General features: G+C 73.0%; 10 protein-coding genes. 7 read left to right on the top strand and 3 right to left on the bottom strand.

Going from position 1 to position 13,821, the window contains the following annotated elements; translation table 11 throughout:
* Window positions 1–40: 40 nt before the first annotated feature.
* Window positions 41–721 carry a TetR/AcrR family transcriptional regulator gene (locus OHT74_RS01880; RefSeq protein ID WP_266659896.1) on the bottom strand — a complete coding sequence of 227 codons (681 nt, stop codon included), beginning with the start codon at window positions 719–721 and terminating at the stop codon, window positions 41–43.
* 61 nt (window positions 722–782) lie between these two features.
* Here OHT74_RS01880 and OHT74_RS01875 point away from each other — a divergent pair, with 61 nt between their 5' ends.
* Window positions 783–2,423 (top strand): FAD-binding oxidoreductase, encoded by a 1,641-nt coding sequence (locus OHT74_RS01875; protein WP_328619055.1) that lies wholly within the window; start codon window positions 783–785, stop codon window positions 2,421–2,423.
* Window positions 2,424–2,578: 155 nt separating this feature from the next.
* Here OHT74_RS01875 and OHT74_RS01870 read toward each other — a convergent pair whose 3' ends face one another.
* A complete protein-coding gene (locus tag OHT74_RS01870; RefSeq protein WP_422071005.1) occupies window positions 2,579–3,058 on the bottom strand; it encodes a hypothetical protein in 480 nt (159 codons plus the stop codon).
* Window positions 3,059–3,368: 310 nt separating this feature from the next.
* Entirely contained in the window at window positions 3,369–4,463 is a 1,095-nt protein-coding gene (locus OHT74_RS01865) for an alpha/beta hydrolase (RefSeq protein ID WP_328619054.1), read from the bottom strand.
* 419 nt (window positions 4,464–4,882) lie between these two features.
* Here OHT74_RS01865 and OHT74_RS01860 point away from each other — a divergent pair, with 419 nt between their 5' ends.
* From OHT74_RS01860 to OHT74_RS01835, 6 genes are read left to right on the top strand one after another with little or no spacing between them, the layout of a single operon-like run.
* Window positions 4,883–5,950, top strand: a complete 1,068-nt coding sequence (locus OHT74_RS01860; RefSeq protein WP_328619053.1) for a 3-oxoacyl-ACP synthase III family protein — start codon at window positions 4,883–4,885, stop codon at window positions 5,948–5,950.
* A 3-nt stretch (window positions 5,951–5,953) separates the two neighbouring features.
* Window positions 5,954–6,838 carry a hypothetical protein gene (locus tag OHT74_RS01855; protein WP_328619052.1) on the top strand — a complete coding sequence of 295 codons (885 nt, stop codon included), beginning with the start codon at window positions 5,954–5,956 and terminating at the stop codon, window positions 6,836–6,838.
* A 9-nt stretch (window positions 6,839–6,847) separates the two neighbouring features.
* Complete coding sequence (locus OHT74_RS01850; protein ID WP_328619051.1) at window positions 6,848–8,806, top strand: fatty acid CoA ligase family protein; 1,959 nt, start codon at window positions 6,848–6,850, stop codon at window positions 8,804–8,806.
* Window positions 8,803–9,903, top strand: a complete 1,101-nt coding sequence (locus OHT74_RS01845; protein WP_328619050.1) for an NAD-dependent epimerase/dehydratase family protein — start codon at window positions 8,803–8,805, stop codon at window positions 9,901–9,903. The genes OHT74_RS01850 and OHT74_RS01845 overlap by 4 nt, the downstream gene beginning before the upstream one ends.
* On the top strand, window positions 9,900–13,082 hold the full coding sequence (locus OHT74_RS01840; protein WP_328619049.1) for a non-ribosomal peptide synthetase: 3,183 nt from the start codon (window positions 9,900–9,902) through the stop codon (window positions 13,080–13,082). The genes OHT74_RS01845 and OHT74_RS01840 overlap by 4 nt, the downstream gene beginning before the upstream one ends.
* Entirely contained in the window at window positions 13,079–13,771 is a 693-nt protein-coding gene (locus OHT74_RS01835) for a formyltransferase family protein (protein ID WP_328619048.1), read from the top strand. Before OHT74_RS01840 ends, OHT74_RS01835 begins: the two co-directional genes overlap by 4 nt.
* The last annotated feature ends 50 nt before the right edge of the window (window positions 13,772–13,821 follow it).

The raw sequence follows: 13,821 nt of genomic DNA, 5'->3' as shown, positions 1-13,821 counted from the left end.
CCCACCGATGATCCAGCCGCATCGATCACGGCGTCGGGGGTCAGGCGGAGCGGATGGCCGTGAGCAGGCGGGCGCAGCGGGTGCTCATGTCCTGGGCGGACTGCTCGGGGTGGGCGATCCACCAGCCCATCAGGGCGCTGACGGTGCCCGTCCACACGTGCTTGAGGGCGTCGGCGTCGAGGGGGTCCTCATTGCCGTGGCCGCTCAGCAGTGCCGCGGTGCCGGTCGCGGCGAGCCCGTCGATGGCCTCGCGGTGCCGCTGGGCGGCGAGGCGCAGTTCGGATCCCGGCGGCAAGGTCCTGTCGTAGAGGACGAACCATGCGTGACGCCGTTCTTCGAGGGCCGTGAAGAGCCCGGTGAGGACGGTGTGGGGGAGCTGCTCCTCGGCAGTGGCGGCCGGCCCGCCGGACATCGCCTCGTCGATCGCCGCGATGACGCGGGCGGCGATGTGTTCGAGGCAGGCGAGGTAGAGCCCGTCCTTCGAGTCGAAGTAGGCGTAGAGCATCGGCTTCGTCACGCCCACCCGCCCGGCGATCGCGGCCATCGACGCGGACGCGTGTCCGTGCCGGCCGAACTCCTCCGTCGCGGCGGCGAGGATCTGCTCCTCGCGCTCGGCGCGCGGTACGCCCTTCGTCCCCGCTGGTCTGCCTCGGCGCCTGCCCGGGGGCGGCGAGGTGGTCGGTGGTGTGCCCGGTGCGGTGCCGGCGCTTGTGGAGTCCATGAGATGAACTATACGGTGGAGTAAATTACCAAGCGGTAAATTACCGAAGGGTTATATCGCCATGGCCGAGACCGTGCCCGCCGCCCCTCTCGCCTCGCCCCGACGCCGCCGCTCCTGGTGGGGCTGGGGCACCGATGACAAGGCCTTGCCCGACAGCGAGTGCGCCGCCCTCGGCGCACTGGTCCCCGGTGCGGCCGCCACCCCGCTGCCGGTGCCCGACGTCCGCTGCGTCGATCTGCCGAAGGCCCGGGTCACCCCGCCGTCGTCCCTCGCCCACTTGATGTCCGAGACTCCGCCGGACCGGGCCTCCCACACCTACGGCAAGGCCTACCGCGACGTCGTACGGGCCCTGCGCGGCGAACTCGGGGCGGCTCCGGACCAGGTCGCCTTCCCCCGCTGCGAGCAGGACGTCGTGGACGTACTGGACTGGGCCGAAAGCGCGGACGTGGTCGTCGTGCCCTACGGAGCGGGCAGTTCGGTGGTCGGGGGAGTGGAGTACCGGGGAGACCGGCGTCGCGGCGTGGTCTCACTCGACCTCGCCGCCCTCGACCGCGTACTCGACATCGACACCGCCAGCAGGGCGGCGCGGATCCAGGCGGGCGTGCTCGGGCCCGAACTCGAAGCCCAGCTGCGACCGCACGGGCTGACCCTGCGCCACTTTCCGCAGAGCTTCGAGTTCTCCACCCTCGGCGGCTGGCTGGCGACCCGGGCCGGCGGCCACTACGCCACGCTCCTCACCCACATCGACGATCTGACCGAGTCCATGCGCGTGATCACCCCGGTCGGCGTCAACGAGTCGCTGCGCGTGCCCGGTTCGGGCGCGGGCCCGTCCCCCGACCGGCTGTTCCTGGGATCGGAGGGCACGCTCGGCGTGATCACCGAGGCATGGATGCGGCTGCAGGACCGGCCCTGCCACAAGGCGTCCGCCTCGGTCCTGTTCGACGACTTCCAGGCCGCGGCCGACGCGGTCCGCGCCATCGCGCAGTCTGGCCTGCACCCGGCCAACTGCCGGCTGCTCGATCCGGGCGAGGCCGCGCTCGCGGGCGTGGCCGGGGGCGGCCGGAGCGTACTCGTCCTCGGGGTGGAGTCCGCGCACTTCCCCGTCGCCGACCGGCTCGCCGAACTGGTCACCCTGGCGCAGGACCACGGTGGTTCGCCGGCGGGGACCCCGCCCGCGGCCGGTGGCCCCACCGGTGGCCCCGCCGATGACTCCGCGGCCGGCGCGTGGCGCTCCGCGTTCCTGCGCATGCCCTACCTGCGCGACGGACTCGCGCGGATGAGCGTGATCAGCGAGACCTTCGAAACGGCCTGCACCTGGGACCGTGCCGACGCCCTGTACGAGGCCGTGCACCGGGACCTGGCCGCAGTCGTACGCAAGGTCACCGGCGCCGAGGGGCTGATCAACTGCCGTTTCACCCACGCCTACCCCGACGGCCCCGCCCCCTACTTCACCGTCATCGCCCCGGCGAGGCGCGGCTCGGAAGTCGCGATGTGGGACGAGATCAAATCCGCCGCGATGGACGTTCTCGGCGCACACGGGGCGACCGTCACCCACCACCACGCCGTCGGCCGCGACCACCGTCCCGGATACGACCGGCAGCGCCCGGAGCCGTTCGCCCGGGCGCTGCGGGCGGCGAAACAGGCGCTCGACCCGGCAGGAATCCTCAACCCCGGAGTGCTCTTCGACGGGGAGCGGCGCTGATCGGACGGCGCACCCGCGTCGGCGCGGTCGTGTCGTAGGCCACGACACCGGCGATGGACTCGGCCGGCCGGCACAGATCTCCCCGCGGTCGCGCTCCCGTACGTGAAACGCGGTCCAGGCCAGGCACCCCGCGTGCGCCCCCGATGCCTCCGCGATCAGTCCTGGTTGGCACTGGACAGGGCTTCGGCGATCAGGCGGGTGGCGAAGTCGTGGTCGTCAGTGAGCCGGTTGATGTGCTCCGCGAGCAGCAGGGCCGTGGCTTCCAGGGCATTCATCTCGTCCGCGGTCCAATCTCCGTACTGTTTGCGCCACAGGTTGGGGCTCAGGCCGGTGCCGGCCGCGATGATCAGGCCGGCCATGGTGGGGATGACTTCGGGGCGGATGCTCTTGGGCATCATGCGCATCGAGGCCACGAAGCTGGGCACCACGTATTCGATGACGTCCCTGTCGTGGTCCTCATAGGCCATCCGCAGCCACTGCATGAACATGTAGATGATCGTGCACGCGCCGTCCACCAGGTCATCGGCTTCCTCGGGGCCCAGCGAGGCGGTGAATTGGTCCACCAACTGCTGGTGTTCGGGGCCGGTCCCGGCCTTGCCGTCGTAGACGGTTTTGAGCCGAGAGTCGATCAGCATGAGTGCTGCACCCACATTGCCGGCGGGAGCGTACTGCGAGTCGCAGGGCGATGGCACGGGTTTCCTCCTCGGGTGACCGTGGGCAACACAGCGTGTCCGTACAGTAGCCCGCTGGTGAGAGGAGGGTCTGCCGAATCCCGATGGCCGCCTTCTCGCCGCAGGCAATCGACCGACGGTGCAAGGACCCGCGCCAAGCCGGAACGGTTGCCGAGGTGGGTCGAGCGCCGGTGGGGGGCGGCCGTCCGTTCACCCGCTCCCGGCCTCGGGGGCCCCCGGAGGACGGGTCCGCCGAGGCCTTCCGTACCTGCCCTTACTGCGGCTTCGGGCCCTTCATCAGCTTGCTGAGCTCTTCCAGCTGGCCTTCCTTCATGCCCCGGACGTAGTCCCAGCCGTTGTGGTCGCCGCCCTGGATCTCGTGGATCGTGACCTTGACCGGGCCCTTGCCGAACTGCTGCTGGAACTTCTCCATCCGGTCGCGGCCGCCCTCCTTGGTGCCGTACTGGAAGAGGACGTTCACCTCGGGGCCCTTGTTGGCGATCAGCTTCGGGGCGAGCTTCTCGGGGTTGTTCGCGTCCATTTCCGCCTGGTGGCCCTTCCAGAGCGGGGAGTCGGGGACGATCTCGCCGCCGTTGGCGATGACGGCCCGGAAGCGGTCCGGCTTCTGCAGGAGCTGCTTGAGGCCGACGAAGGCGCCGGAGGAGTTGCCCATGAAGGCCCAGCCGTCGCGGGACTTGTAGGTACGGAAGTTGGCCCGGGCGAGATCGGGTACGTCCTCGCCGATCCAGGTGCCCATCTTGGCCTGGCCGGGGATGTCGGAGCCGTCGTAGTAATACTTGTTGTCCGGGTTGAGGATCGGCATGACCAGAATGAACGGGAGGCTCTTGCCGGACGCGGCGCCCTCGGCGAGGGCCTTCTGGAGGCCCAGCTGCGGCATGGTCGCCCAGTAGTTGTCGGCGTTGCCGTTGCCTCCGGGCAGCGCGATCATGACCGGGAAGGCACTCTTCGCGTACTCCGGGCGGTCGTACTCCTTGGGCGTCCACACCCAGACGCTGCCCTCGAAGCCGGACTTGGGGCCCTTCACCCGGGCCTTGGATATGCGGGTGCCGTCTTCCAGTTTGACCGTCTGCTTGAAGTCGGTGAACGGGCCGGCGGGGAGGGACACGTCCGGGTCCGCGCTCGGCGCGGCGGCCTGCTTCCCGCCGCCGGTCTCCTTGCCCTTGTCCGCTCCGGTGGGGGGCTTCGCGTAGCTGACGGGCTCCCCGTTCCCGTCGAACCAGTCCGTCTTCCAGTAGATCAACCCGGCGCCGGCGCCGGCGAGCAGGGCCACGGCCACCGCGGAGCCGATCCACGCCTTCTTGCGGGATCGCCTGGGCTGCTGGGGCTGCGGCTGCGGGTACACGTGCACGAACTTCGCTCCGAACAGTGCGGCTGCCCTCGGGCGGGCAGAACGGGTGGGTCCTCCTCTTTGGATGCGTTTCTCGACCCCAAGGTTGCAAAAATATGCAGTAAATGTCGTTTAGGTTTCAAATGAGTATGTCCGCGCCGCTGCCCAGGTCGCGGTGTCGAACCGGGCCCGGGTGCCCGAGTCGGGCGGACCGAGTAGTTCCGGACAGGTTTTGCGCACCGTGCGTGATGTTCCGGCCGACGATCGGAGTGGCAGGAGGTGTCAGCGCGGGGTGTTGGCGAAATGCGGTCCATGGGATGCCTGGCTGGTAATCGACCCATCTGCACCCTTCAACTCCTTTTGCGGGACAGGCGGGCTGATCCCTACGCTACGGTAACTTCGCTGTCTGTAACGGGGATGTCCCATGGAGAACACGAAGTATGAACACCAGCACACTGAATCGCCACAGCCGGTTAGAGGCTCTGGGGGCCCACGTACCCAAGACCGTGGTGACCACCCGGGAGCTGACCGAGGGGATATCCGCCGTCCGTGACGCGGACCTCCAACGGATTACCGGAGTCGCCGAGCGCCGGGTGTACGACCCGGATCCGGCAGCCGCCGAGAACTCCTTCTCGATGGCCCTGTCCGCCGCGCGGGACTGCCTTGCCGCCTCCCGCTACGAGGCCGCCGACCTCGACGTCGTCATATCGGCCTCGATCACCCGGTTCACGGACGGTGGCCGCTTCACCTTCGAACCTTCCTTCGCCGCGCTGCTCGCCCGCGAGCTCGGCGCACGATCGGCCGTCCACTTCGACGTGTCCAACGCCTGCGCCGGCATGATGACCGGCGTCTACCTGCTCGACCGCATGATCCGCTCCGGTGCGGTACGCAACGGCCTGGTCGTCAGCGGTGAGCAGGCCACCGCCGTCGCCGAGACGGCGGCTCGCGAGGTCACCGACTCCTACGACCCGCAGTTCGCCTCGCTCTCCGTCGGTGACTCGGCGGCCGCCGTCGTCCTGGACGCCTCCACCGACGAGGCCGACCGGATCCACTACGTGGATCTGATGACCTGCTCCGAGTACTCGCACCTGTGCATGGGAATGCCGAGCGACCGCAGCCAGGGCATCGCCCTCTACACGGACAACAAGAAGATGCACAACCGCGACCGGCTCAAACTGTGGCCGCGGTTCCACCGGGACCTCTTGGCCAAGCAGGGCCGGGAATTCACCGACGAGGCATTCGACTACGTCATCCAGCACCAGGTCGGCACCCGGTTCATCGACTACGTGAACCAGACCGCCGAGGCCGAGTTCGAGGCCCCCATGCCCACCTCCCTCGCGGTCGTCGAGAAGTACGGCAACACCGCCACCACCTCCCACTTCCTGACGCTGCGTGAGCACCTGCGGGCCGGCACCGCCCGCCCCGGATCCCGTTTCCTCATGGTCCCCGCCGCCTCCGGCGTGGTGACCGGCGCCCTGTCGGCCACGATCACGAACATGGGGGTCTGAGCCATGGGAATGGTCATCGCCGCAGCCCACACCGCCACGCACCACGGCACCGGACCCGCCTCCGCCGTCGAACTCGCGAGCCGCGCCGCCCGCGCCTGCCTGTCGCAGGCGCAGGTCTCCCCGTCATCCGTCGGGGTCCTCATCAACGTCGGCGTCTACCGGGAGTCCAACACCTTCGAACCGGCCCTCGCGGCCCTGGTCCAGAAGGAGGTCGGCATCAACCTGGACTACATCGCCGACCCGGCCCCCGCCGCAGGCTTCTCCTTCGACCTCATGAACGGCGCCTGCGGTGTCCTCAACGCCGTACAGCTCGCCCAGAGCCTCCTCGGCACCGGCAGCGCCGAACGCGTCCTGATCACCGCCGCCGACGTGCACCCCGGCGGCGACGCCCGCCGCGACCCCGACTACCCGTACGCGGACCTGGCCGGCGCCTTCCTCCTCCAGCGCAGCGCCGACCCCGACGCCGGGTTCGGCCCCGTGTCCGTGTACTCGGGCGACGGGCCCGGCGACACCGAGGGGTACCTCGACACCGCCGCCATGGGCAGCGACGGCCGCTCCCGGATCACGGTCCGCCGCACGGAGGGACACGGGGAGCGGCGCAGCGCACTCGCCACCGCCTGTGCCGTCGGGTACGCCCGCGAGCACGGCATCGACCTGGACCGCACCCTCGTGGTCGGCCCGCGTACCGGGGAGGACCCGCGCCCCGGGGAGGACCCGAGCGCCGGTCAGGACATCGGCGCCGGCGAGCCGCACACCGCGGCGCCGATCCTCGGCTACCTCCAGGCCCTGGCCGCCCCGCGCCCCGAGGACTGCGACCGGCTCCTCATGGTCGCCGCCGGCGCCGGCCCCAGCGCCGCCTGCGTCGCCTACCGGCCCGAAGGCTGGTGACGCGACGCCATGAGCACCGTTCCCCATTCCGCAACCACCGCGGGCCTGGCCGACTGCCTGGAGCGCAACGCCGCCGCCTTCCCGCACAAACCGGCCGTCATCCACCCCGACGGCCGCGAGCCCGGCGGCCGCCCGCGCTACCGCGAAGTCACGTACGGGGAGTTGCAGGACACGGTCGAGGAGATCGCCCACGGGCTCGCCCGCGCCGGAATCACCCGCGGGACCAAGACCGTACTGATGGCACCGCCCGGCCCGGAGCTCTTCGCCCTCGCCTTCGCGCTCTTCCGGCTCGGCGCCGTCCCCGTCGTCGTCGACCCGGGCATGGGCGTGCGCCGGATGCTCCACTGCTACCGAGCCGTCGGCGCCGAGGCGTTCATCGGGCCACCGCTCGCCCACCTCGTACGGGTCCTCGGCCGGCGCACCTTCGGCCGCGTACGCATCCCCGTCACGCTGGGCCGCCACCGGTTGTGGGGCGGCCACACCCTCGCCGCGCTGCGGACCGCCGGTGGGCCGAGGACCCCCGCCGCCGACGCAGGAGGCGACGACCTCCTGATGATCGGGTTCACCACCGGAAGCACAGGCCCGGCCAAGGGAGTCGAGTACACCCACCGCATGGCGCTCTCCATCGCCCGCCAGATCGAGGCCGCCCACGGCCGCACCCGCGACGACACGTCACTGGTGACCCTGCCCTTCTACGGCATCCTCGACCTCGTCTACGGCTCCACCACCGTCCTGGCCCCCCTTGCACCCGCCAAGGTCGCCCAGGCCGACCCCGCCCTGCTCGTGGACGCGCTGGAACGATTCGGCGCGACCACCATGTTCGCCTCGCCCGCCCTGCTGCGGAACCTCGCCGACCACCTCACCGCCCTGGGCCGCCCCCCGCGGGACCTGCGCTGCATCGTCTCCGGCGGCGCGCCCGTCCCCGACTCCGTCGTCGCCGCCCTGCGCACCGTCCTCGACGAGAAGGCGTCCATCCACGTCACGTACGGGGCCACCGAGGTCCTGCCGATCACCTCGATCGAATCCGAGGAGATCCTCGGCGAGACATCCGCCGGCAGTGCCCGCGGAGCCGGCACCTGCATCGGCCGGCCCGTCCCCGGCACCCGCGTCCGCATCACCCCCGTCAGCGACGGCCCGCACGCCCGCCTGTACCCGGGGACCGCCCTGCCCGCCGACACCGTCGGCGAGATACTCGTCGAGGGCGAGTCCGTCAGCCCCCGCTACCACGACGCGCCCGGGTCCGACGCCCTGCACAAGGTGCACGAGACCCGGCCCGACGGCACAGCGCTCACCTGGCACCGCACCGGCGACCTCGGCTACCTCGACGACCGCGGCCGGCTCTGGTTCTGCGGCCGCACTTCCCAACGGGTGCGCGCCGCCGGCCGGGACCTGTACACCGTGCGCTGCGAGGGCGTCTTCAACGCCCATCCACTGGTGCGCCGCAGCGCCCTGGTCGGCATCGGCCCGGCCGGCGCCCAGCGCCCCGTCGTCTGCGTGGAGAGCGACGTCCCGGCCGGCAGCGCCGCCTGGCGGGACCTGGTGGCCGAACTGCGCGGCCTGGCCGGCGACCACGTCCCCACCCGAGGGCTGGAGGAGTTCCTGCACCACCCCGCCTTCCCGGTCGACATCCGCCACAACGCCAAGATCGGCCGCGAGCAGCTGGCCCGATGGGCGCAGCGGCGCCTCGCCCCGCCCCCGCCCCCGTTCTCCCGGATCCGCGCGGCCCGCCTCGTACCGCTCGCCGGCTGGGCGTACCTCCTCGGCGGCGCGATCTGGGCGGCCGTCGCGGACGTCCCGGACGTACCCGTGCTGCGCTGGCTCTGGTGGGCCGACGCCTTCCTCAGCATCCCGGTGCACGCCGCGCAGATCCCCCTCGCACTGCCACGGGGCAGGGCCGCGGGCCACGGCAGCGCGGCCACCGCCGCACTGACCATGCTGTACGGCGCGACCTGGTGGCGGGCCCTGTGAACATCCTGATCACCGGGGCCACCGGCTTCCTCGGCGGCCACCTCGCCGACGCCTGCCTGCGCGACGGCCACCGGGTCCGCGCCCTGGTCCGGCCGGGCAGCGACACCGCCCGCCTGAGCGCCCTCGGTCCGGGACTCGAGCTCGTGCCCGGGGACCTCGCCGACACCGCCTCGCTGGCCCGCGCGGCCATCGGCTGCGACATCGTGCTCCACAGCGCCGCCCGCGTCGTCGACCACGGCAGCCGCGCCCAGTTCGAGGAGGCCAACGTCACCGGAACGCAGCGGCTGCTGACCGCGGCCCGCGCGGCGGGCGCCACGCGCTTCGTCTTCGTCGGCAGCCCGAGCGCTCTGATGCACCTGCGCGAGGGCGACCGGCTCCGGATCGACGAGAGCACCCCGTACCCCACCCGGTTCTTCAACCACTACTGCGCGACGAAGGCCGCCGCCGAGCAGTACGTACTGGCCGCGAACACACCGGACTTCACGACCTGCGCGCTACGCCCGCGCGGCATCTGGGGCCCGCGTGACCACGCAGGCTTCCTGCCCCGCATGATCGCCTCGATGCGGGCGGGCCGGCTGCCCGACCTGTCCGGCGGCAAACGGGTACGGGTCTCGCTGTGCCACGTCGACAACGCCGTCGACGCCTGTCTGCGCGCGACCGCCGTGCCCGCCGAACGCATCGGCGGCAAGGCGTACTTCGTGGCCGACCGCGAGGAGACCGACCTGTGGGCCTTCCTCACCCGCGTCGGCGCCCGCCTCGGCTGCCCGCCGCCGCACCCCCGCGTCCCCGTCGCGGCCACCCGCATCCTCGCCGAGGCCGTCGAGGCGGCGTGGCGCCTGCGCCCGTCGGCCGGTACGGGCCCGCCGCTGAGCCGCTACATGACGGCCCTCCTCACCCGCTCCACCACGTACGACACCGGCGCCGCCCGCCGCGACCTCGGCTACGACCCGCCGCGCACCCAGGAGGACGGCGTGAGCGGGCTGCTCGGCTGGATCCACGGCATCGGCGGCGTCGAAGCCTGGGCGCGATCGGAGAACCCTCAGGGCAGGAAGCCGACCGCGTCCACCCGTACCGACCAAGGAAGCACCCCGCGATGACACCCCCTCACACCATGTACCGGCGGCCGGTGTCGGCCACCGAGCACCTCTACCTCTCCGCGGGGCACGCGCGCGGGGCCATGGCCCTGCGCATCGTCGTGGAAGGGCACACCGCCCCCGAACCGGCAGCCCTCCGGGCGGCGGTCGCCCGGGCCGCCGAGACCTGCCCCGGCTCCCGCCTGGTACGACGCGGGCCCGTCTGGACCGCCGAGGGCCCGCTGCCCGCGGTCCGGTACGCCGCTCCCGCCGCCGGCGGCATCGACGTGTCGGACCCGGCCACGGCGGCGCTCCTCACCGGCCGCTCGCGCCGGAACGACCCGCCGGGGTGCGAGGTCCTGGTCGTCCCCGACGCCGCTGCCGACACGGACACGGACACGGACACGGCCACGCTCGTGTTCAGCGCCTCGCACGCCTTGATGGACGGTCACGGAGCCCTGACCTGGGTACGGGAGGTCTTCCGCGCCCTGCGCGGGGAGCCCGGACGACCGGCCCTCGCCCCGGACACCGACCGCGGCCTGCTGCGCCGGCTCGGCGCCTCCGCCCGGCGCCCGGCACTCGTCCCCGACCGCCCGTCGCCCCTGGGCCGCCCGGGCACGGGCCCCGAGCAGACCCTGTGGCTCCGCCGAACCCTCCCGGGCCACCATCGGGCGCTCACGGCCAGGCTGGCCCAGGCCCTGACGGACAGCGCTGCCACGGGCAGCGCCCGCTCCGGCAGCGCGGGCCGTGGCGGCACCCGGGTCATGGTCCCGGTCGACCTGCGACGCCACCGCCCCGGCATCGCCGCGACGGGCAACCTCACCCTCCCGCTGTTCCTGGACCTGAGCCCCGGACAGGAGTGGCCGAAGGCACAGGTCACCCTGCTCCGGGCGCTCGCCGAGAACCAGGAGCTCGCCGAGGGCTTCGAGTCGGCCCTCCTCCCACTGCCGCCGGCGGCCGGTCGCCTCCTGCTGCGGGCCGCCCAGGCCGGCGCCGTACGGGCCGACCGCCACCTCGCCTCAGCCGTCGTCTCCCATCTGGGACGTCTGGACCCGGCCGAGTTCTCCGGCGGGGGCTTCACCGCTACGACCCTGTACGCACTGCCCGTCCACGCCCCCCTGGTCCCCGTCTCGATGGCCGCCACCGAGACGGACACCGCCACGGAGCTCACGGTGGGCGTCCGCGGCGGCCCCGGTCTGGCCGAACGCGCCACCCGCCTCCTGGACGAACTCCTGACCCGCCTGCCGACGACCTCCGCCGCACCGGTACCACCGGCGGCGCCCGCATCCGCTGCGGTGCCCGGCCCCGTACCGCACCCCGCCGAGGAACCGGAGCCCGCGCCCCCCGCCACCGTCGTGGAGCTGTTCCGCGCGCAGGCCGCCCGTACGCCCGGAGCGCCCGCGCTCGACGGGCCCGGCGGGGTGGTCACGTACGCCGAACTGGACCGGCGTTCCGACGCCGTGGCCGCCGGGCTGCTGCGCCGGGGGATCGGCAGGGAAGACCTCGTAGGTCTGGTCGTCGACCGTACCCCGGCCGGGGTCTGCGCCCTGTGGGGGATCCTCAAGGCCGGTGCCGCCTACGTGCCGCTGGACCCCGCCCACCCCGCCGCGCGGACCGCGGAGATTCTGCGCGCCTGCGGCGCCCGGCTCTGCCTGACCCAGCGTCACCTCGCCGAACCCCTCGGCGCGCTCACGCCCTGCCCGCTCCTCCTCGCCGAGGACCTCGTCACCGGCCCGCCGCTCGCCCGGCCGGTCCCCCCGGCCCCTGCGCTCGAGGACCTCGCGTACGTCATCCACACCTCCGGCTCCACCGGGCGCCCCAAGGGCGTGCAGATCGAACACCGCGCCCTCGCCGGCTTCGTCCGCTGGATGACGCAGGTCTGCCGCGTGGACGCCCGGACCCGCTTCGGCTTCGCGTCTTCCTACGGCTTCGACATCTCCTGCTTCCCCCTCTTCCTGCCCCTCCTGGTCGGCGGCACCGTCGTCCTCGCGCCCGACGCGCCCTCGCGCGCCACCCTGCGCCGGCTGGTCACCGACCACCGGGCCGACACCCTTGCCCTCACCCCCTCCCACCTGCCCCTGCTGTCCGACGCCGGCGCAGGCGCAGGCGACGTACGCACCCTGCTGCTCGGCGGCGAGCCGCTGACCCCGGCCGCCGTACGCACCGCCCGTACCGCCTTCGGTCCCGACTGCCGCATCATCAACGGCTACGGCCCCACCGAGGCCACCGTCGTCTGCCTCGCCCACGTCGTGGACGATGCGCGGCCGACGACCGCCGCCACCCTCCCCATCGGCACCCCCGGCCCCTACGCCCGGGTCGACCTGGTCACCGAGGACGGCGAACGCATCGGCACCGGGGCCGAGGACACCGGCCGCACGGGGGAGATCGTCGTCAGCGGCGCTCAGGTGGCCCGCGGCTACCTCGGCCCGCCGGACGGCGGCCCGTCCCCGTTCACCGAGGACGAGGAAGGCAGCCGCACCTACCGCACGGGCGACCTCGGCCGGCGACTGCCCGGCGGGGCGGTCGAGTTCGCCGGGCGCATCGACGGCCAGCTCAAGATCGCCGGGCACCGCATCGAGCCCGCGGAGATCGTCGCCGTGCTCGAGGCCCGGCCCGAGGTGAGCCGCGCCGTCGTGGCCGTCCGCCGCCGCCCGCACACCACCACGCCGGTCCTGTGCGCGTACGTCGTCCCGCGCGCCGACAGCTCGTACGGCCCGGGCCCGAACGGTTCGGGCGGCCAAGGCGCTCCGCACGGCGCCCCCGACCTCCCCGCCACCCTGCGCGCCGCGCTCACCGCCCTGCTGCCCGCCGCGATGGTCCCGGCCCACGTCATCACCGTGGACGCCATCCCCAGCACGGTCGGCGGCAAGGCCGACTTCGACGCCCTGCCCGACCCCTTCACCTCCGCCCCCGTCGTCGCCCACGACACGGCGGGGCCCGCCACCCTCCAGGCACGGGTGGCCGCCCACTGGGCCGCGATCCTCGCCGTGGACACCGCCCGGCTGTCCGCGGAATCCGACTTCCAGACCCTGGGCGGCGACTCCCTCGCCCTGGTGGAAATGCTCACGGCCGTCTCCGACGACCTGCTGGAACCCGCCCAGGCCCGCCGCTTCATGGCCGGCCTCGACTGCCTGGTACGGAACCTGACGCTCACACAGGTCTGCGCCCACCTCGCGGCCGCCCGAGAGGAACTCCCCGCATGATCTTCGTCGGAGACGGCGCACTGCTGCGCCGGGCCGTCGCACACGCCGCCGCGCAGGGCCACCCCGTAGACCTCGTCTGCTCCGACGATCCGCAGGACGCGGCAGGGGCCCGGCACCTGCACGTCCCCGCCCCCGACGACATCAACGCCCACGCCGACGCCCTCGCGCACGCCTGCACCGACGGCGTCGTCTGGTCCCTCAACAACCGCCGGATCTTCCGCGCACCGCTCCTCTCCCGGGGCCTGCGCATCCTCAACATCCACAACGGCCTGCTGCCCCGCCATCGCGGACTGCCCTCCGTGGCCGTCCTCTTCGCCCTGCTGAACGGCGAGCACGAGTACGGCGCCACCCTCCACGAGGTCGACGCGGGCATCGACACCGGCCGCGTCCTGGCCGAGCACCGCTTCCCGATCGCCCCCGACGCCCGCCACTTCCAGGTCATGCTCCGCGGCGTGCGCGCCTGCCAGGCCCTGTTCGAGGAAACCCTGCCGGCGGTCGCCGCGGGCGCGGCCCTCCCGCCCTCTCCCGCCCCCGCGGGGCCGTCGGCGTACTACGGGACCCGCGCCCTGGCCCGGCTGGCGGACCACCGCAGCCACCCGGCCTACGCCGCCGCCACGGACCTCGGCCCCTTCGCCGCGCACGCTCCCGAACTGGCCGCCGTGATCGGGACGGCGGTGCCCGCCGGCTGAACGGTGCCTGCCACATGGCCTGCTGGGCGACCCGCCGACGCCTCCGCCGG

Source organism: Streptomyces sp. NBC_00354 (assembly GCF_036106915.1).
In the GTDB taxonomy this organism is placed as follows: domain Bacteria; phylum Actinomycetota; class Actinomycetes; order Streptomycetales; family Streptomycetaceae; genus Streptomyces.
The sequence above is the reverse complement of the archived record's forward strand: the minus strand, read 5'-3'. Positions and strand labels throughout refer to the sequence as shown.